This window comes from Pedobacter ginsengiterrae (assembly GCF_039537385.1).
Lineage (GTDB): Bacteria > Bacteroidota > Bacteroidia > Sphingobacteriales > Sphingobacteriaceae > Pedobacter > Pedobacter ginsengiterrae.
Genome location: NZ_BAABAK010000016.1, coordinates 90,863 through 111,831, shown reverse-complemented (window position 1 = coordinate 111,831; position 20,969 = coordinate 90,863). Strand labels below are relative to the sequence as shown.

19 protein-coding genes and 1 tRNA gene are annotated in these 20,969 nt (G+C 35.7%); 7 read left to right on the top strand and 13 right to left on the bottom strand.

The window, feature by feature from the left end; genetic code table 11:
- The first annotated feature begins 307 nt into the window (after positions 1-307).
- On the top strand, positions 308-838 hold the full coding sequence (locus ABD692_RS16285; protein ID WP_344768647.1) for a hypothetical protein: 531 nt from the start codon (positions 308-310) through the stop codon (positions 836-838).
- A 262-nt stretch (positions 839-1,100) separates the two neighbouring features.
- On the opposite strand, the gene ABD692_RS16280 is transcribed toward ABD692_RS16285, so the two are convergent.
- The 6 genes from ABD692_RS16280 to ABD692_RS16255 all read right to left on the bottom strand — a co-directional run bounded on the left by ABD692_RS16280 (position 1,101) and on the right by ABD692_RS16255 (position 6,884).
- Positions 1,101-1,184: transfer RNA gene (locus tag ABD692_RS16280), tRNA-Leu, on the bottom strand.
- A gap of 45 nt (positions 1,185-1,229) precedes the next feature.
- A complete protein-coding gene (locus ABD692_RS16275) occupies positions 1,230-1,994 on the bottom strand; it encodes an MBL fold metallo-hydrolase (protein ID WP_344768645.1) in 765 nt (254 codons plus the stop codon).
- Positions 1,995-2,043: 49 nt separating this feature from the next.
- A complete protein-coding gene (locus ABD692_RS16270; RefSeq protein ID WP_344768643.1) occupies positions 2,044-2,316 on the bottom strand; it encodes a hypothetical protein in 273 nt (90 codons plus the stop codon).
- Positions 2,317-2,416: 100 nt separating this feature from the next.
- Positions 2,417-3,223 (bottom strand): hypothetical protein, encoded by an 807-nt coding sequence (locus tag ABD692_RS16265; RefSeq protein WP_344768641.1) that lies wholly within the window; start codon positions 3,221-3,223, stop codon positions 2,417-2,419.
- Positions 3,224-3,580: 357 nt separating this feature from the next.
- Positions 3,581-4,231 (bottom strand): outer membrane lipoprotein periplasmic chaperone LolA1, encoded by a 651-nt coding sequence (gene lolA1 / locus ABD692_RS16260; RefSeq protein ID WP_316757386.1) that lies wholly within the window; start codon positions 4,229-4,231, stop codon positions 3,581-3,583.
- 58 nt (positions 4,232-4,289) lie between these two features.
- Positions 4,290-6,884 (bottom strand): FtsK/SpoIIIE family DNA translocase, encoded by a 2,595-nt coding sequence (locus tag ABD692_RS16255; RefSeq protein WP_344768639.1) that lies wholly within the window; start codon positions 6,882-6,884, stop codon positions 4,290-4,292.
- 538 nt (positions 6,885-7,422) lie between these two features.
- On the opposite strand from ABD692_RS16255, the gene ABD692_RS16250 reads away from it, so the two are divergent.
- A complete protein-coding gene (locus ABD692_RS16250) occupies positions 7,423-8,076 on the top strand; it encodes an ankyrin repeat domain-containing protein (protein WP_316757381.1) in 654 nt (217 codons plus the stop codon).
- Between the two features lie 106 nt (positions 8,077-8,182).
- On the opposite strand, the gene ABD692_RS16245 is transcribed toward ABD692_RS16250, so the two are convergent.
- From ABD692_RS16245 to pyrF, 5 genes are all read right to left on the bottom strand, one after another.
- Complete coding sequence (locus ABD692_RS16245) at positions 8,183-8,401, bottom strand: PspC domain-containing protein (RefSeq protein ID WP_316757379.1); 219 nt, start codon at positions 8,399-8,401, stop codon at positions 8,183-8,185.
- A 453-nt stretch (positions 8,402-8,854) separates the two neighbouring features.
- Complete coding sequence (locus ABD692_RS16240) at positions 8,855-9,088, bottom strand: hypothetical protein (protein WP_316757377.1); 234 nt, start codon at positions 9,086-9,088, stop codon at positions 8,855-8,857.
- Positions 9,089-9,349: 261 nt separating this feature from the next.
- Complete coding sequence (locus ABD692_RS16235; protein WP_344768636.1) at positions 9,350-10,633, bottom strand: DUF2851 family protein; 1,284 nt, start codon at positions 10,631-10,633, stop codon at positions 9,350-9,352.
- Positions 10,634-10,759: 126 nt separating this feature from the next.
- Positions 10,760-11,662, bottom strand: a complete 903-nt coding sequence (locus tag ABD692_RS16230; RefSeq protein WP_344768634.1) for a DMT family transporter — start codon at positions 11,660-11,662, stop codon at positions 10,760-10,762.
- A 181-nt stretch (positions 11,663-11,843) separates the two neighbouring features.
- Positions 11,844-12,674 (bottom strand): orotidine-5'-phosphate decarboxylase, encoded by an 831-nt coding sequence (gene pyrF / locus ABD692_RS16225; protein ID WP_344768632.1) that lies wholly within the window; start codon positions 12,672-12,674, stop codon positions 11,844-11,846.
- Between the two features lie 424 nt (positions 12,675-13,098).
- Between pyrF and rho the strand changes: the two genes are divergently transcribed.
- Entirely contained in the window at positions 13,099-14,814 is a 1,716-nt protein-coding gene (gene rho / locus ABD692_RS16220; protein ID WP_316757369.1) for a transcription termination factor Rho, read from the top strand.
- A gap of 95 nt (positions 14,815-14,909) precedes the next feature.
- Positions 14,910-15,593, top strand: a complete 684-nt coding sequence (pssA, locus tag ABD692_RS16215; RefSeq protein ID WP_344768630.1) for a CDP-diacylglycerol--serine O-phosphatidyltransferase — start codon at positions 14,910-14,912, stop codon at positions 15,591-15,593.
- A gap of 1 nt (position 15,594) precedes the next feature.
- On the opposite strand, the gene ABD692_RS16210 is transcribed toward pssA, so the two are convergent.
- Complete coding sequence (locus tag ABD692_RS16210) at positions 15,595-15,975, bottom strand: Hpt domain-containing protein (protein WP_344768628.1); 381 nt, start codon at positions 15,973-15,975, stop codon at positions 15,595-15,597.
- A gap of 17 nt (positions 15,976-15,992) precedes the next feature.
- Entirely contained in the window at positions 15,993-16,487 is a 495-nt protein-coding gene (folK, locus tag ABD692_RS16205; RefSeq protein WP_316757362.1) for a 2-amino-4-hydroxy-6-hydroxymethyldihydropteridine diphosphokinase, read from the bottom strand.
- Between the two features lie 51 nt (positions 16,488-16,538).
- Here folK and sppA point away from each other — a divergent pair, with 51 nt between their 5' ends.
- The 3 genes from sppA (at position 16,539) to ABD692_RS16190 (ending at position 20,930) form a co-directional block, all read left to right on the top strand.
- Entirely contained in the window at positions 16,539-18,305 is a 1,767-nt protein-coding gene (sppA, locus tag ABD692_RS16200; RefSeq protein WP_344768626.1) for a signal peptide peptidase SppA, read from the top strand.
- A gap of 185 nt (positions 18,306-18,490) precedes the next feature.
- Positions 18,491-20,176 (top strand): helix-hairpin-helix domain-containing protein, encoded by a 1,686-nt coding sequence (locus tag ABD692_RS16195; RefSeq protein WP_344768624.1) that lies wholly within the window; start codon positions 18,491-18,493, stop codon positions 20,174-20,176.
- A 151-nt stretch (positions 20,177-20,327) separates the two neighbouring features.
- Positions 20,328-20,930: a DUF4254 domain-containing protein gene (locus tag ABD692_RS16190; RefSeq protein ID WP_344768622.1), complete on the top strand. Its 603-nt coding sequence runs from the start codon at positions 20,328-20,330 to the stop codon at positions 20,928-20,930.
- Positions 20,931-20,969 lie beyond the last annotated feature (39 nt).

The following is a 20,969-nucleotide window of genomic DNA, read 5'->3' as shown; positions in this document are numbered from 1 at the left end:
TTGTCCGTTTGAGTACCATCTATCACTAAACAATATTTACCAGATAAGGGGAAATAATAATGAAAACTACCTGTAAACCTTGCGTTTTTTATTCCTCCAATACCAGTATTGTATTCGACAAAGCATCAAAACTATTTCAGAATCTCATAATACAACCATTTTTTGATAAACGTCCTCAAATGACATTATCGAAAAACAAGGTCATCTATTAGGATTCTTAGCATCCATAGAAGCTCTCCTTGGATTGCCAGAATGTTAAAATTGTTAAAGATTGGTTTATCCACTCAAATTCTCCAAAATCACTTTATTGAGCATCAGAATCCTTAGTTTTGCTGATATGAAAGATACTAGTTACGAAATTAGCGCTGAAGGTGAACAGCAATTGGATGATAAGTTAGCAAGATCTAAGAAAGAAGTCGTTATATCAAGCTTGATAACCATCATATTACCATTAGGTTTTATTGCCCTGAAAAGTGATTTTTATAAAGACGTGACGCTACCAGCAGTTTTTGCTGGAATTGTTGGGATGCTAATTGGTATTTTCGGGATGATTCGAGTGACTCTTCAGAGATACTTTGTTACGAAATCCATTGTGAAAAAAATTCATATACTAGAAGGTAGCTCTTTTATTACAACTTTTGGCGGAAAGACAACGAAGATTTTGAGCGATGATTTTAAGATATATGAAGGTTATCGCGGAAATGCAAAAATGAAAGAAATTTTTGACGAACCGACTTTCAGATTGGAACATTACAAAGAAGGGCAAACGTTTTATATTATAAGCCCTTATTGGAATCAATGGGATGAGATAAAGTCGTATTTTGCGGAGCGAGTTTAAGATTGCTTAAATCTGATAAATTAAAACTTAAAGCGGTCTTCCATAGGCCCGCTTTTTTTGTTGTAAAAAAGTTGAGTAGAAATAATTCTTCAATACAAACACCCTTTGACGAGGGAAACTATACATTCGTATGCAATCGTCATCTTTACTGCATAACTTTCGATCCATTATATTCAAATGAAAGTTAAGTAGAGTTCTGTTGAACCAGAACAATAAAATTTGAAAAACTTCGGTAATCGTTGGTACTACCGAAGTTTTCTTGTACTCAAGAGGAGATTCGAACTCCCACACCCATACAGGCGCCAGCCCCTCAAGCTGGTGCGTCTACCAATTTCGCCACCTGAGTTTGTGTTGCAAATATAATTTAATTTTAGATTTCAGAAACCGTTAATTACAATTCAATTTTTAAACCATCATAAGCCAGTCTGATATTCGCAGGCAAGCTGTTTTCTACATTTTCATGCAAGCCTAAATTGTGGCTGATATGCGTTAAATAAGTCGTTTCTGCTCCAACCTTTTCGGCAAAAGCAATAGCTTCATTTAACGTAAAGTGCGAAATATGAGATTCTTTTTGTAAGGCATTAATCACCAGCACTTTGGTTCCTTTAATTTTTTCAAATGAAGCTTCAGAAACAGTTTTTGCATCGGTAATGTAAGTAAAATCACCAACACGGTAACCCGTAATCGGCAATAGATGGTGCATTACTTCGAAAGGAATAATATTGTGCTCCCCTATTTTAAAATCTTCACCATTGGTAACGGTATGAAGATTAATTTGTGGCAGACCATGGTATTTCGTTTCCGCAAAAATGTAGTAAAACTCTCTTTTTAAGGCAGTTTGAACACGTTCAGTAGCATAAACATCAATTACCTTGTGCATCAAATAATTAAACGGCCGAATATCATCCAGTCCTGCAATGTGGTCTTTATGCTCATGGGTAAATAAAACAGCATCCAAATCTTTTACTTTTGCACGCAAAAGCTGGTAACGAAAATCAGGTCCGCTATCTACAACAATTGTTTTATCACCCAACTCGATTAAAATGGAAGTTCTTAAACGATTATTCCGCTGATCTGTAGAGGTACAAACTTCACAATTACAAGCAATTACAGGAACGCCTTGAGAGGTACCAGTACCTAAAAAAGTAACTTTCATCGTAATAAACCTTCCTTTCTATTCGTGTAATTTGAGTTTTTTATAATCATTAAAATAATTCAGTTTGTTGTAGCGAGTGAAAGAATTGTCTTTGCTTATCATCTAAAAGGTTTTCATCAGGATTGGTTTCCTTAACCAGCATAACCAGCGCAGCAATTTTTCCTTCGAGATTGGAGAATTTATTAACCACTACAACCTTATTATGCTCTAATAAGCAAGAGCCCGTTTTAAAGTTTCCCTTTTCGTAACGAACCTTATAGCCCATGGCAAAAAGCAGGAGCTCTAATTTTTCTAAGGTATGATTTGTTAGTGGCAACGACATTAGAACAAACTTAGAGAAATCTAAGCAGCATTCATAAATCGGAGGTAAAAAAATTGATTACAGATGAATGTTAACTTGTATTAAGCGTTCCTGGATTAGGCTAAAGATCATCCCAGTCCAACAATTCAGGTGCTGGTTGAGGTATTATTTTTTCCTTAGGAACTTCAACAAAATTTACAATCTGCCCATCACGTATTTGGATTGCATGCGCAATTTTACAGGCAATTTGTTTTACACCTCCAAAAGCACTGTCGTCGCTATAGTGTACGCCAAGTGCAATTAAAACGGCCCTGTCTCCGTTCAAATTTAGGGGAACATTAAGCGCTTTACCAGAGAAATGTTCCAGATTGAGGGGAATGCTCAGATCTTTCACCCTTACCTCCTCATATTCATCTCCATCAAGTTCAAAATTAAAAATAATGGCTTGCAAAATAATGTGTGTGGCCTTTGCATAAGGCTTTACTAAATTTCTAAGGTTTTCTTCGGGTAAGCTAAGTCGAATGGTTTGACGATCAACAATGTTAAATTCTGTAGGCTTGAGCCAAAGTTTGCTGAATGGCGTTGCCTGATTGAATTCAAAGCCAGTTAACAGAGAAATATTTCCGTCAATCAGTTTTTTAGCGCCTGCCTTTTCTTGTGGAATTGTTTTTAAAACCGCAATTAAGCGACTGTTCAACCGATTCATCAACGATGCTTCGCCATAAAATATAACCAGCGGATGGAATACTTGCCTGATGTAAGCCCCGTATTTGCTTGCCGTACCGAAATCACGGGCACTTCTTTTACTGTTCTCTGTCTGTGGTTTTTCGGAAGCTTTGTTTCTAACAACGTCCTTATTCAACCTTTTGTAAAAAATAAGGTCGCCCAGGCGCCCCCTAATGTGTAAAAATCCTTTTTGTATAGCCATTTGTTTTGTATCTTAGCATAAGAAAAAGGGATGATAACTAAAGATAGTCAATTTCTCCTGAAGCACCATCTTTCACTTAGCTTAGTCCAGCTCTACCCCACCATTACCCCGCCTTTACCCCACGTTTCAGCCATAGTTTATTGTGTTCAAGTCGGACCTTGTAGCTACCTTATTCGAAAAATAACGCCTTTTTACGAATAAGAACCCTCGAAGGCCCCTACTTGAACCCTTCAACTTGATCTGGTAAACAAATTTCATTTCACACAATAGATTATAGAATAGATTTAATAAAAAAATGGTTCAGCTGTTTCCAACTGAACCATTTTTAATCTCATCCCGCAAAGCGGAAAAAGAAAATTATCTTAAATCTACAACTTCAACGCCAGGATATTTCTTCGCATCGAAGGCAAAAGTAGTTTCTGGAACATTTACATTAGGTGAAAATGTTTTAACGTTATAGGTGTATTTATTACCGTTTTTGTCAAATAAAACAACATTGGCAATTTGCTTAGCTGCTTTATCAATACTTAAACGAACTTTAAAGATTGCTTTTTTAGCATCAACAGGTGTTAAATCGATCATTTGATAAGTTTTGCCACCAGCTTTTTCTTCACCAGTGTAAACGTATTTAAATCCTTTTTCGTAAACGGTAAAGATTTTGGCAGGGTTAATCGCATCACCGCTGTTATCTACATTACTAACCTGAACTTCTTTATCTTTTTTTAGATAAGTCCACTGGCTTTTACCATCGCTAAACAATTCTTGATTTGTCATCGCAACTTTATACTTATTAGAATTGGCTTTAACATATAAAGTACCTTGCTGCGTTTCCTTAACCTTAGCTTTTGGGTTATCTAAAGTAAAGCTGAAATCGGTTTTAACCACATTGTACGACTTATATTTTTTACTTACCTCTGCTAAAATTGCTTTAGCTTTCGCATCAGTTTGAGCATAAGTTGTTGTTGTAAAAGCAACTACAACCATTAATGCTGAAATTAATTTCTTCATCTTGTGTTTTTTAAATATCTATTAAAACGTTAGAGTAAATTTTCTCTTATTAGTTTAATTAACCTTTGTCATTTAAACTATTCAAGAACTGTTCCAAAGAATATTCATCAGGATATAAAACTTCGCGGGCCTTGCTACCTTCAAACGGACCAACAATTCCTGCTGCCTCCAGTTGATCGATAATCCTACCTGCACGGTTATAACCCAATTTCAATTTACGCTGGATAAGTGATGTAGAACCTTGCTGATGCATAACAATCAGTCTGGCAGCATCTTCGAAGAATTTATCACGTTCGTTTGGATCAAAATCTGCCTTACTTCCCTCACCAGCTTCATCAACATATTCTGGCAATTGATAAGCATCAGAATATCCTCGCTGGTTGCCAATATATTCAGAAATACGATCGACTTCAGGTGTATCAACGAAAGCACACTGTAGCCTGATTAAGTCGCTCCCTGTAGATAAAAGCATATCTCCGCGTCCAATCAGCTGGTCGGCGCCACCACTATCTAAAATGGTTCTGGAGTCAATTTTCGATAAAACCCTAAACGCTAACCTCGCAGGGAAGTTGGCTTTAATGGTACCCGTAATAATGTTTACCGAGGGACGCTGTGTAGCTAAAACAAGGTGAATTCCAATCGCCCGAGCCAACTGAGCCAAACGGGCAATCGGTGCCTCAACCTCTTTACCAGCAGTCATCATTAAATCGGCAAACTCATCAACAACCAACACAATGAACGGTAAGAACCGGTGTCCGTTATTCGGATTAAGCTTACGTTTGATAAACTTATCGTTGTATTCTTTTAAGTTTCTAACCTGAGCATCTTTCAACAAATCGTAACGCTGATCCATCTCAATACACAAAGAATTTAAAGTATTTACAACCTTCTTGGTATCTGTGATAATCGCATCGGCCTCTCCTGGTAACTTCGCTAAAAAGTGGCGTTCAATTCTATTAAATAAAGTTAACTCTACCTTTTTAGGATCGACCAATACAAATTTTAATTGCGCCGGATGTTTCTTAAATAATAGAGAAACAAGAATTGCGTTAATACCTACCGATTTACCCTGACCAGTAGCACCCGCTACCAGTAAGTGAGGCATTTTAGCCAAATCGGCAATGTAAACCTCATTGCTAATCGTTTTCCCCAGGGCAATAGGTAAATCCATGGTATTTTGAACCCATTTCTCGGTATTCAAGATACTTCGCATAGGCACCATTTCAGGATGCTGATTTGGAACCTCGATACCAATTGTTCCCTTCCCAGGCATTGGTGCAATAATACGAATACCTAAGGCGGCCAATGAAAGCGCAATATCATCTTCCAGGTTTTTAATTTTCGAAATCCGAACGCCTGGAGCTGGAATAATTTCGTAAAGGGTAACCGTTGGCCCAATCGTAGCCTTAATCTTATCGATTTCGATATTGTAGTGATTAAGCGTTTCTACAATTTTATTTTTATTGGCCTCCAACTCTTCTGCATTAACAGAAATTTTATTGGTACCATAGTTTTCCAGTAAATCAATTGTTGGGTATTTATAACCCGATAAATCCAATTTCTCATCATAATTACCAAATTGTTCAACCAAATCATCCGATTTAATTTCCTCTTCGGTTTTCTCGATAGTAAAAGCTGGCTCCTTTTCTTCTTCAATGGTCGGTTCAACAACCAAAGGCATAGCTGCAGCTGCTGTTGCTGCTAAGGGTAAGTTTACAGCAGTAGGCGATAAAACTACAGGCGCAACAACTTCTTCCTCTTCCTTTTGTTCGAAACGGCTTGGCTGTAATACTACATTTTGATGTTTACGCTCGCTTACAGGTGGTTTATCGCGAACTGGAAATTCAATTGGTTCTGAAGGTTCCTCGTAATTATTATTTCTGCCTGCATTTCTTTCCCTAACTTCATTTACAAAGTCAGGCACTTCATTATCCAGGTAAACCTCTTTCGGTGTACGCTCGGGGAATTTAAAATCTATATTATAAGCAATAATTAAAATGGTTAAGCCAGCAAAGGCAATTAGGCCTGCTACACCCGCAGCACCAATTTGAGCTGCCAGCAATTTATTACTCCAGTAACCGAATTCGCCTTCAACATAATGTGGCGATTCTGACCAGAAACTGTGCGCAAACCCAAAGGTTAGCGAAAGAAAAAGTAGAAAGAAAAAGCTGTATCCAAGTGTTTTTGAAATAGAAAGAATTCTAACCTTGAATAACAAACGATAGCCAATAATAAAGAAAGCCAACACGAATAAGAATGAGGCCACACCAAACCATTCGTAAATAAACTGATGCGATAATAAAGCGCCAAATTTACCAAGCCAGTTTTGCACAACTGGCGCATTTATACCAGCATCTTTAAGCTCTTCTGCAGTTTTAAATAAATTACTCCAACCGCCGTTTGCATCAATTACATAACTCTGGTCGTCTTGCCAGGTAAATAAATATGATGTAAAAGCAATTAAAAAGTATAAAGAAAGTATAACAAAAAACAACCCTAAAATCTTAACTGCACGCCCATCTGCCAAATCGAAATTTGGTAAATATTCCCTTTTCTCTTTCGGTTGGCGGCTGGTTGCCCCTCTGCCCGATGTGTTTTCTCCACCCTTCTCTCTGAATGTATTGGTTTTAAACTGGTTACCCCTTACCGACATTTTCTATCCTTGAATTTAATAATGAACAAATATAAAATATCTGTTACGAGTTTTATATTCTGCCTCAAATTAAATAAAAATATTCAAGAGGCATTAAACCTTAAACTTAAATATTCGTCTATTATTTTAACAACACACAAGTTGTTACGTTTTATTAAATGAAACGGATTTTGTTTTAGGTTTTATCCTGTTTTGCCTGGAGAGGTGGAACAGGATTTTTTATTTAACTGCCTTACGTAATATCTAACAAGTTTCTCGTTCGCTGGTTTATACGCTTACGATAAAACTCAATAAAGATTTCAGTTCAGTAGAACTAACTAATAAAAATATTTTCATCCTGGGTCTTTCTAAGAGTGGTATTATTCAAAAAAAGCGATTCGGAGGGCTCAGAATAACGGCTTACTTACTTATATTCATCGCTATTAGTCGCAACCAAAGGAAAACCGAGCCACAATTTTGCTTTTTACGAAACACTCTATATATTTAGAAATTAAATAACTCTATATTTTAGTTAGTTTTATATAACAAGTTTCATTTTATGGACATAGCACAGCTCGAAGAACAAATTGAAGCAGGTAATTTAAATGCAGTAAAAGAGATTTTGGTTCAGCATCCTCAACTGGCTAATTCACTTACTACGCACAAGATTTCGCCTTTGCTATTGGCTTGTTATTATAAAAAGCAGGAAATAGCAAATTTGATAGCAGAATTTGTAGATGATTTAACTTTATTTGAGGCTTGCGCAGTTGGCAAATTTGATGCCGCTACGCTATTAATTTTCCAGAAACCTGATAGCATTAACCAATTCTCGGAAGATGGTTTTACACCTTTAGGATTAGCCTGTTATTTTGGTCACGAAGAGTTAGCTCGCTTTTTAGTGTTAAAAGGTGCCGATGTAAATTTGGCTTCCAAAAATGGCTTTAACGTTTTTCCGATTCATTCAGCAGTTGCTGCTAACAACATAAACATAACAAAAATGCTTTTGGATGCTGGCGCTTATCCAAATGTTTGCCAAAAAGCAGGTTTAGCTCCTTTACATACCGCAGCACAGTTAGGAAATATCGAATTGATTATTCTGCTTTTAGAGCATGGCGCAGAAGTTTCGTTAAGAATGGAAGGTGGAAAATTACCTGCTGATTTAGCTGCAGAAAAAGGCTTCCATGAAATTGCAGAAATTTTGAGGGAGGAATAGTTATAGGTTTTAAGTAATAAGTTCTATTTACATAGAACGTATAACTTACAACGTGAAACGTTTGAGTTTACATAGAACGTATAACTTACAACGTAAAACGCTTGGGTTACTCCCAAATTCTTAACCGCATTCTTTTCATATAAGTTCTAATATCAAGAACCACGGCAGCCAAAAGATAAAAAAGGATAGGAAAACCGACTGCCAGAAAGGATGAATAAATGAAAAACAGCCTAACTTTGGCTGTACTCATATTTAACTTATTCGCTAAATAGGTAGAAACCCCAAAACTCTGTTGCTCGAAATAAGTGATAATCCTTTGGAACATTTTAAGTTTGTTTTAAAATCTTAACACCAAACCACATCGTCAACAGCTCGTTATAAAAGCAGTTTAAATGTGTTTTAATAAACTTTTTGCAATCTAAACCTTAATTTTTTAATTAAAATATCACCGTTTAGATGATAAAATAAAGCAATACTAATATAACACTTTATTTATAAAGTAGGTACAACCCCACTATTTCTATTCATTAAACCTTACCGAGCAATTATCCAGATGAATGTGGATTCAAAAACTAATCTTTATACCCTCTTTAATATGCTTTAACGATATAAGTTAAACAATTGCAATTCTTTCACTTTAGAATTAATTTGAGGTTTCCCAAAAAATCAAATCTCTAAACAAAAAAATGCAAGTGTAAAATTACACCTGCACCAATTAATTAATTTTAAACTTATATTGAAAACATCCTGCGCCTAAAAAAGTTTGCAAAAACATCGACTATAATTTGTTCCATTGGTTAATTCCCATTTTCATCGCCTCAACAATGGTATTAAACTTATAAATACTCATTACACAACCCGCCATCATCTGGTATTCACCGTCTAAAATTTGAATATATCCTCGAAATACGCCGTCAACGGTAATTCTGAAAACCGAATCCGAATCTTTCACCGTTCCTATAACAATTACACTACCTCTTACAATTATTATTCTTTCAGGCGTTAAAAACATATATTATTAAAAATAAATAGAGTAATGATTTAAAAATCTGCGGCAAACCTAATCAAAACAACACCATTTCCATTTAATAGTTTTAAGATTTTAATTTTTCCCAATCAGCTCATTTTTATATTTATTTCACCACTTAATTTGCCCAAAATAGAGGTTAGCATTTGCTTCTCTTACAATAAATTGAACCCTAATTATTATCTTTTTCCATTCTCAATTATTTAAACAAAAGCGATGAATAAGAACGTTCTAATCATTAAAGTTTTAGGATTGTTTTAAAATCTTAATTCCAATGCCGCAGGACAGGCATTTTTTCTCATCGCAATATTGCTTTTTTAATTGTAAAACGCCTTGCGATGCAAATGCATGATCGAGTTTCACACCCGCTAAAGTAAATTTATCAGTTATTGTATTTTGTTCAGCTGGTAAACTTTCTAATAGTTTTATTGCGCTGCTGATGTAAAATTGCGTACCTGTATTCGTGCCATAAGCAAACAAAAATAAAGCTACCGTATTGAGCAGAATATTATTAATTGATGTTTTGCCAATTTGGGTACTTAATTTAACCGCTTCTTTTTTAAAATGATAATGCGTTTCCCAGTAATTATTTACTGGAAGATTTTCAAACAGTTTACGCAATTCTTTAACATCCTTTATCTCTATAATTTTTGAAAACAAATGATTCGACTGTACAATCAATGCTGCAAACTGCGCCAATCGTATGGTAGGAAAGTTTTGTGGACGTATCCGCATAAATTTCCAGATGGATACTTCAATGGGCTTGATTTTATATTTCTGCTGCAGAAACTCGAATTCCTTTTTCAGCTTTTCAGGATAAGCTTCTGTAAACTTATCATTTAAAAACCCTGCAGAACCAAACACTAAAGCCTCAATTTGCAAACGGTTATTTTTATGCTTGCCATAAATTTGTTGCGGAATGCACTTGGCAAAAAGCTCGAAAGGCAAGGCATTAATTTTAAAGCCAAAATTCATAGCCAGGTAACGATAAAAAGTTTCATCCCAGTTACCATTCAGTTGGTTTAAAGTTTCGATTACCAAATTGGTCTTCTGCTCGAAACGTTCAATTACTGTTCTCGCTAAAAATGAATTTATAATTAATTGATCTACCGATTTGATTTGAGCAACACAAGGAAAATCTGTCAGTGTTAAAAATAGGTTTTCATACTTGATAATCAGCTCCGCTGAAACTCGGTTCTTTAGTTCTAAAACGGGTAAAACAGAACCATCTCTTCTTTTAATTTCCGCATCATTTTCATAAACCACATGAAGGATTACATTTTCATACGCAGCATCAAACTGGTGGTTGTGTCTTAGCCAATCAGAAGATCTTAAATGGATCTCAACGTTACCTGCCCAGATGGTATCTCCAATCTGAATCTTGGCATTACTAAAATCAGGGCCAGAATTTTTATTTAAAAAGCCTTGATGAATAACTTTTAAAGTTTCAGCTGTAGCGGTTTTCAAATCGCCAAAATCGAAAGATTTAAATTGCCACACATAGTGAAGAAAGTCTTCTGGAAAATTCATTATTGAAGATAAAAAATATTCCTAAAGGTTGTACATCCTTTCTCGCCGCCTTAAAGAAAAGATTCTGGAACAAATCCTGTTCCTAGCTTTCCGTTTCGTTTTTCAGATCCGTATGGGGCATATTGATTAAACGACTTGCGCTTTTTTCTTATAATTCGTAATAAAAACTCCTGCAATAATTAAAACTGTTGCAACAATTAAATCTGTATCCACATGTTCGTTTAAAATTAACCAGCCTAAAAATATTGCGATAATGGTATTGAAATACGTTAAAATAGAAACTTCTGAAGCCGTTACTTTCTTTAGTGCATAGTGATAACAAAAATAGCCCAATACCGAACCAAAAACGGCCAGGTAGGTTGTAGCAAAAATACTTTCAGTTTTCCAGCTGCTTACATCGGCTTTGCCAGAAAAAACAAAGGCCAAACCGAATTGAATTATTGCAGAAAAAACAAATTGATAAAACAGGTTCAAGAAAATATACTGCGGCTTTCCACTATGCTTTTTGGAGTAAATGGTTCCAATAGTCCACCCAGAAACAGCAATTACAAGCGAAAGAATGCCGTTACGATAGCCAGGTTCTAATAAATCGTTAATACCATTTCTAAAAATAAAAACAATCCCCAAAAACCCTAAGAAAACACCGATAAAACCTTTTAAACTTGGTTTTTGAATCCCTAAAAAAACACAGCCTAAAAACACCAGCAATGGCGAAGTTGCGTTTATTAAAGATGTTAACCCACTCGGAATCGTTTTTTCGGCAACGGTTGTCATTCCGTTAGCAATTACAACCATTAATATAGAAAGTAAAATCTTGCGTTTAAAGCTTGACCAACCAATCCATTTTAGTTCTTTTTGTTTAATTAAAAGGATTAGAATAATTAATGAAGCAATCGTTTGACGAATTGCAGTTACATACCAGGCAGGAATGCTATCTACAGCTACACGAATCCCCAGGTAAGTGGTTCCCCAAATTAGGGCAACGCCACATAAGGCAAATATTAGTTTTAAATCTATTTTGGGATTCATAGTAGGTAAATGTTTAACCACAAAAACGCTGAGGTTTAGTAAGAAAGAAGAGTTTTGCCACGGAAGCACTGATTAACACGGAAAGAATATTCAAATTTCCGTGTATTCCGTGTTTCAGTGGCAATAAATAGGTAGAATTAACCTGTGCTGATCCTGTCGATCTGTAGTTAATTATATAGAGTTAAACCAATTCAGCCGTAATTAATATCTGCTCCATTTCCTGCTGCAATTTCAACGCCTCTTCCCTCGCCTTTTCAGCAAAATCTTCGCCTTGACTGGCATAAATAATTCCACGGGAAGAATTAATTAACAATCCGCATTGAGAATTCAAGCCATATTTACAAACCTCACTTAAATCGCCTCCTTGTGCACCAACACCAGGAACCAGAAGAAAATGATCTGGAGCAAGTTTACGTACATCGGCAAAAGCAGAACCGCGGGTTGCCCCTACTACATACATCATTTGTTCATCTGTAGCCCATTGCTGAGAAGTTTTTAATACCTGTTCAAAAAGTTTGTCATCCCCAATTTGCTGCAATTGAAAATCGGCATGACCAGAATTAGAGGTTAAGGCCAGCAGGATTACCCATTTATCTTTAAAAGTTAAAAACGGTGTTACCGAATCGCTTCCCATATAAGGAGCGACCGTAACCGAATCAAAACTCATTTCTGATGATTTTTCATTAAAAAATGTTTCAGCATACATGGCAGATGTATTTCCAATATCGCCGCGTTTTGCATCTGCAATGCTAAAAATATTATTAGGTATATATTTCCAGGTTTCGATTAAAGTTTCCCAACCTTTTTTACCATAACACTCATAAAAAGCTGTATTTGGTTTATAAGCTACACACAAATCTTTTGTTGCATCGATAATCTGTTTGTTAAATTCCAGAATCGGATTTTCGTACTTCAGCAGGTGCTGTGGAATCTTATCTAATGAAGAATCCAATCCGACACATAAAAATGAACGTTTTTTTTGTATCTGCTCAAAAAGTTGTTGCTTAGTCATATATGGGCTTATTTGCTGCAAATATGAGGTTTTTTAAATTTTTAGACTAAAAAAACATAGACACTTTAAATATTTTTATAAACATTTTAAACTTTTTCTTGCGGATTACGTTTCAAATACATACAATTGCAACATAATTTCTCAACCGTTTATCTGAATATCCAGAAAAAATTTATCAAGACTTGTTTTTTGCTACCTTTTTTAAAGCCTAATATGCTTTTTTTATTCAGCTTGTAAACACATTATGAAACCATTTTGAGCATTTCTATAACCAACTCATTTTTGGTATTATAACCTAAAGAATTTATACACAATTAAACCGCTTGGTTTTTAAATTAACACAATATTTTAGTCCAAGCAGATTTATAACTGAAAACATCCGTTATAAACAAAATTAAAATTTCTTGAAACATATATATTTAGAATGTTTAGCAAAACAGAATTAAATGATAAGCTCACATCAGAATTACGTGAGCTTGCTAAAACCTATGGCATTGAAGCTGCCGACTCCCTAAGAAAAATTGACCTTGTTGAAGTGCTTTTACATCAACAAGAAATTATAACCGCCGCTAAATCGGGTGCAGATCCATATAGCGAAAGTGAGCCAGTTGCAGTTGCAACCCCAGCTCCAAAAACCAAAGCAGTTAAAGCAGAAAAAGCGCCTAAAGTTGTTGCTGATGCTGCCGCTCCTGTAGCAGAGAAACCTGCTAAAAAAAGAGTAAGACTAAGTAAAGACGAACCCGCTGCTCCTATCGAAAGAAAAAGAGAATCGGTAACTTTATTTGACGAGCCACAACACCAACAGCCAGAAAGACAGCCTGAAAGAGTTGTTGAAGCCGAAGAAAGTGTTAAACCAATTTCGGCGCTGATTGAAGAAAGTGCAGAAGTGCTTCCTGTAGCTCCGAAACAGAAACAAGAACCAAGAGAAAAGCAAGAAAAACCTCAGCGTGAAGATAACCGCCAGCAAAAACAACCTGGAGGAGGAAATCACCACAAAAATGAAAACAGTTATTCGAACTTAGATTTTGATAATGTAATCACGAATGAAGGGGTTTTAGAAATTATGCCAGATGGTTACGGTTTCTTACGCTCAGCAGATTACAACTACCTTACTTCTCCCGATGATATTTACGTATCGCAATCTCAAATTAAACTTTTCGGCTTAAAAACTGGCGATACTGTTAAAGGTAGCATCCGTCCGCCGAAAGAGGGCGAAAAATATTTCCCTTTGGTTCGTGTTGAAACAATTAATGGCAGAATTCCAGCCGAAGTTCGTGATCGCGTTCCTTTCGATTACTTAACGCCACTTTTCCCAACAGAAAAATTAAATTTATTTACGGATAACAGTAACTACTCTACCCGTATTATGGATTTATTTACGCCAATTGGTAAAGGACAACGTGGTTTAATTGTAGCACAACCAAAAACAGGTAAAACCAATTTACTTAAAGAGGTTGCGAATGCAATCGCTAAGAACCATCCGGAAGTTTATTTAATTATTCTTTTAATTGATGAGCGTCCTGAAGAGGTTACAGATATGGCTCGTAGTGTAAGAGCCGAAGTTATTGCTTCTACTTTTGATGAACCAGCTGAACGCCACGTAAAAATTGCCAATATTGTTTTAGAAAAATCTAAGCGTTTGGTAGAAAGCGGACACGATGTAGTAATCCTTTTAGATTCGATTACACGTTTAGCAAGAGCTTACAATACAACTGCACCTGCATCTGGTAAAATTTTATCGGGTGGTGTTGATGCAAATGCATTACACAAGCCAAAACGTTTCTTTGGTGCGGCCCGTAACATCGAAAACGGTGGTTCGTTAACCATTTTAGCAACTGCATTAACTGATACAGGTTCTAAAATGGATGAGGTAATTTTCGAAGAATTTAAAGGTACTGGTAACATGGAGTTACAATTAGACCGTAAATTATCGAACAAACGGATCTTCCCAGCAATTGATATCACTGCATCGAGTACTCGTCGTGATGATTTATTGTTAGATAGAGATATTTTACAACGTGTTTGGATTTTACGTAATCACTTGGCAGATATGAACAGTCAGGAAGCGATGGAATTTGTACAGGCTCAAATAAAAGGTACAAAAAGCAACGAAGAATTCTTAATTTCGATGAATAGCTAGTAGAGTGTTGAAAGTTAAGGGTTTAAAGTTAAAAGTTCCAAAATTGGAGCCTTGAAGCTTTAAACTTTTAACTTTATACTTTCAACTCCAAAAACATGAAAAGGCATATCCCTAATGCGATTACCTGTGCGAACCTATTTTCTGGTTGTATCGGAATCGTTTTTGCATTTAAAGGCGATTTACAAACCGCTGCATATTTCGTAATCCTTTCGGGCATTTTTGATTTTTTCGACGGCATGGTTGCTCGTTTATTGAATGTGAAATCGGCAATTGGTAAAGATTTAGATTCGTTGGCAGATATGGTAAGCTTTGGTTTCTTACCAGGAATTATCATGTTTCAACTGTTAAAAGTGAGTGATTACACTTCGGAGTACCTTCCTTATTTGGCTTTTTTTATAACTGTTTTTTCTGCTTTGCGCCTGGCAAAGTTTAATAACGATGAGCGGCAAACGGAAGATTTTATTGGTTTAAATACACCAATGAATACTTTATTTATTTGCTCCTTACCATTTATCGCTGTAGATTATCCGCAAATAATTGGCTCTACCATTTTATTGATTGCCATTACAGCGATCACCAGTTTTCTATTGGTAAGTGAAATAAAAATTTTTTCTTTAAAATTCAGCGATTTAAGCTGGGCAAAAAATAAGATTAAGTTTATCTTTTTAATTATATCTACTGTGTTAATCGCTGTTTTACAGTTTGCGGCAATCCCTTTCGTTTTAGTACTTTACATTGCTTCATCCATCCTTCATTTTAGAGGAGGCAAAGCAATCTAGATCACATACTGTATTTCGATTTCACTTCAGTAATCGCTGTTGCCAGCTGGATATAAATTTTATTGATAATGAGATTTAGGTCTTTCACTTTTTCAGGGATCTTCTCTACATCCTCGAGCTTGCGGGCATTTGATTCTATAATCTGAACAGAATCTCGAACATCGCCACGGCCAACATAGCTAAAGGTTGGCTTTATTTTATGAACGCAATCTGCCACCTTCTTCCAGTCTTTGGCAGATAAGGCAACTTCGAGATCGGCCATATAAAATGGGGTTTGCTCAATGAAGGTTTCAAAAATTTCGATCATAAATTCAGGATCATGACCAACCATTTCTGTAAGATAGGATAAATCTAGGGGATGATTTTCTCTGTTATCTTGCATAAAACAAACATAATAATTTACAATTTGTTTACTTCCAAATTATCCGAAATATTTTCAAGAATTTCGTAAATAGTTTTCCCCAAAATTGGATGATAAACATTTGGAGCTATTTCGGCAAGTGGTTTCATTACAAACTTTCGGCTTTGCATATGCGGATGCGGAACCTGTAGTTTATTTTCGATATTGATTATCTCCTCGCCAAAAAGAATTAAATCGATATCTATTAATCTTTCGCCCCACTTATCTTTTCTAATCCGGCCAAGCTGTTTTTCAATTTCAAGCATCTTATCAAGCAATTCAAGTGCAGTTAAACTGGTTTCCAGTTGCACCGCCTGATTCAAAAAATCTGGCTGTTCTGTAACGCCCCATGCAGCAGTTTCGTAAATTGATGAAACCGCAGTAACCTGCCCTGCTTCATTATTTAAAAGCTGAATTGCCATTTCTAAGTTTCTCTTTCTATCTCCTAAGTTTCCACCCAGTAACAAATAAGCAATTGTGTGCTCTAATGCCATATTAGCCCTCGTATTTTTTATATATTTACCTCACAAAATTAAAACATTTAAATGAGAGATTTTTTCAAGTATTTATTTGCATCAATGTTAGGTTTTTTCCTATCTATTGTTGTTATTTTCATCATCTTTTTCGTAGTTATTGTCGCGGCCATTTCATCTATCGATGATGATAAATCTATAGCAGTAAGCAATAACTCGGTCTTATTTTTAAACCTGGATCAGGCGATTACCGAACGTACACCTAAAAGAAGTTTTGGTAGTTTACCTATAATTGGCTCTGAACAAAGCGATGGAATTGGTTTAAATGATATTTTAAAATCAATTAAAAGAGCTAAAAATGATGATAATATAAAATGTATTTACTTAAATGTTAGCAGTCCAAATGCAGGTTTTGCAACCATGCGTGAGGTAAGAAATGCACTTATTGACTTTAAAAAATCGCACAAAAAGATTTTGGCTTACAGCGAAGTTTATACCCAAGGTGCTTATTATTTGGCTTCGGCAGCTGATAAAGTTTACTTAAATCCCGAAGGTGCATTGGAATTTAAGGGCTTTAGCTCTCAACTTACTTTCTTTAAAGGAACTTTAGAAAAAGTTGGTGTAGAAATGCAGGTTATTCGCGTTGGAAACTATAAAAGTGCCGTGGAGCCGTATATTTTAGACAAAATGAGCGATTATAACCGCAAACAGGTTACCGCTTATGTTGGCGGTTTATACAACACTTTTTTAACTGATATTGCTCAAACCAGAGCCATTCAAAAAGATAGCCTTTACAGCATTGCTGATAATTACAAAATCAGAGAGCCAAAAGATGCTTTAAATTATAAAATGATTGATGGCCTGAAGTACAAAGACGAAATTCTTGAAGAGCTTAAAGCCTTATCGGGCAAAACCAAAAAACAGAACATTAGTTCAGTTTCTATAAACGACTATATAAAAAACAATACATCAAGCGGAAGCGGGAAAGATAAAGTTGCCGTAATTTATGCTAATGGCGAAATTACAGGTGGCGAAGGTTCTGATAACCAAATCGGTTCTGAACGGATCTCGAGAGCTATACGTAAGGCAAGATTAGATGACGACATTAAGGCGATCGTAATTCGTGTAAATTCTCCTGGTGGAAGTGCTTTAGCATCTGACGTGATTTGGAGAGAAATTGTATTAACTAAAAAAGAAAAACCAGTTATCGCCTCTTTTGGTGATGTTGCCGCATCTGGAGGTTACTACATTGGTTGCGCTGCCGATAGTATTTTCGTACAGCCGAATACCATTACAGGTTCAATTGGTGTTTTCGGAATTATTCCTAATTTTCAAAACCTGATGACAAATAAATTGGGCATTACCTTCGATGGTGTTAAAACTGGAAAATATGCAGATATAATGGCAACAAATCGCCCAATGACAGAAGGCGAACGTTTCATTATTCAAAATGAATTGAATAGAATTTACAGTGGTTTTGTAAGTCGGGTAGCTGATGGAAGAAAGAAAAGTAAGGCCTATATCGACAGTATTGGCGGTGGACACGTTTGGATTGGTACAGATGCCGTTCAAATTGGCTTAGCCGATAAAATCGGCAGTTTTAACGATGCAATAGCATCAGCAGCTAAAAAAGCAAAGCTTAAAGAATACAAAGTTGTAGAATATCCTGATGTAATCGATCCTTTAAAATCTTTATTGGAAGAAAGTACAGATAAAATTAAAACCTATTACACCAAACAAGAACTTGGCGATAATTACATGCTTTATCAGCAAATGAAAAAAGTAATGGCAAGTTCTGGTATACAAATGAGAATGCCATTTGAAGCTGTTATAAAATAAATACTACACAAAATGGATGATGTAAAATTGGAGTGATCCGATTTTACATCATCCATTTTCATTTCCTTTTAGCCGCCCTTCATCTTTATAAATTTCCTGCCTGTAAAACAGTCCATTAATAATTTCTGCTCGAAAAATTAGCGCCAATTAAAGTTTTAAACCTTTATTCCCTAATTTTACAGCTTATGGAAAATAAAACCATCGCTCGTACTTTACGCCTCTTGTCGCAGTTAATGGAACTGCATGAAGAGAACCCTTTCAAAATAAAATCTATAGCTAACGCCTACTTTAAGGTTGATAAATTACCTTTTGCTTTAAAGGATAAACCTATTGAAGACATTGATAAAATTGATGGGATTGGAAAAGGTTTGGCGGCTAAGATCATCGAATTACTGCAAACAGGAGAACTTAAAGAGCTTAACGAAATTATTCAGCAAACGCCAGAAGGTATTATCGAAATGCTTGGCATAAAAGGAATCGGACCGAAGAAAATTTTGATTATTTGGCGTGACCTTAGTATCGAAAGTATCGGCGAGTTGTATTATGCCTGCAACGAAAACCGACTAATTGAAGCAAAAGGTTTTGGACTAAAAACACAGGAAGAAATTAAAAAAGCGATCGAATTTAAGCTGGCAGCAAATGGAAGATTTTTATATGCTCAGGTAGAAGGCTTTGCAAATAACCTTTATGATGAAATTTCAAGATGGTTAATTAAAGTTGATAACCATTCTGCATTAGGTTTTGCTGGTCAATATCGCCGTTCTTGCGAGATTATTGATGAGCTTGAAATCGTAATTGGGGCAGAACATCCTGAAAAAGTTGAATTTGAGCTGCCTGAATTTGAGCCACTTTCACTTATAGCCGCTGAAAATTCGTTTATTACCACAACAGAGGCGGGCTTAAGAATTAAAATATTTGTGGTAAACAAAGTAGATTTTTACCTCGAATGGTTTAAACAAACTGGAAATACCGAACACGTACAAAAGGTTTTAGCCTTAGCTGGTGATGGTCCTTTTTCAAATGAAGAAGAAATTTACAGCAAAGCTGGATTGGCTTTTATCGAACCCGAGCTTCGTGAAGATTTTGATGAAATTGAGTTGGCTAAGGAAAACAAATTACCGACTTTAATACAATATGAAGATTTAAAAGGCAGTTTGCACAACCACTCTACCTGGAGCGATGGCGTTCATACTTTAGAGCAGATGGCGGTTTATTGTAAAGATGAACTGAATCTTGAATACTTAGGCATTTGCGATCACTCAAAAACTGCCGTTTATGCCAAAGGATTAAACGAGCAACGTGTTTTCGGTCAGCACCAGGAAATTGATGAACTGAATAAGAAACTGTTTCCATTTAAAATATTTAAAGGCATAGAAAGTGATATTTTAAGTGATGGCGCTTTAGATTATTCGGATGATATTTTAAAAACTTTCGACTTTGTAGTTGCCTCGGTTCACAGTAATTTAAGGATGGATGAGGCAAAAGCAACCGCCCGTTTATTAAAAGCTATCGAAAACCCGTACACAACTATATTGGGGCATCCAACAGGACGTTTATTATTAAGTCGTGCGGGTTATCCGATCGATTATAAAAAGATTATTGATGCTTGTGCAGCAAATAATGTTGTTATTGAAATCAATGCTAATCCATTAAGACTTGACTTAGATTGGCGCTGGCATCGTTACGCTTTAGAAAAAGGTGTTTTGCTTTCAGTAAATCCTGATGCGCACAGAACTGAAGGTTTTAATGATATGAAATATGGAATTTTAGTTGCACGCAAAGGCGGTTTAAGTGCTGATAAATGTTTAAATGCATTTTCTTTGGATGAGATAACCAGCTATTTTAAGACTAAAAAAGATAGAATAATTTAGTCGCGGGACCACAGAATCAAAAACTATTGATTTATTAATTAACCATAGATAAACAGGATAAACACAGAGATACTTTTAATAACATTATTTAGACAGGCCAAATCTGTGTTTATCTGTGAAAATCTGTGGTAAAAAAAACTAACTTTGCCTCATGATAAGTGAAATTGCCAACCGCGTATTTAATCAGGTTATTACTAACTACCATAAGTTTGATGATATTGACCATCCAGTAGAAAATCCTTACGATGCTGAAAGTTTAGAGCATCTTTTTTATCTTAAAAACTGGATTGATACTGCCCAATGGCACATGGAAGACGTGGTTCGTAATCCACAAATCGACCCAGTAGAGGGCTTAAGCTGGAAAAGACGAATTGATGCTCAAAATCAGGTTCGTACTGATATGGTTGAGTTTATCGATGGATATTTTTTAAATTTATATCAAGGCATTTCGGCTTTGCCTGAGGCTAAAATTAATACGGAAAGCCCTGCATGGGCAATAGATAGGCTTTCAATTTTGGCGCTAAAAATTTACCACATGCAGGAAGAAGCTGAACGCGAAAGCGCATCGGCCGAACATCGTAGTCAATGCCAAACAAAGCTCAATGTATTACTATCTCAACGTGATGACTTATCTCAAAGCATTGATGAATTACTAGCGGATATTGAAGCTGGCAAGAAATACATGAAAGTGTATAAGCAAATGAAAATGTACAACGATCCGAGTTTAAATCCTGTGTTGTATAATAAAATTTAGTTCCAAATTCGTCGTTGCAAGGCACGAAGCAATCTTACA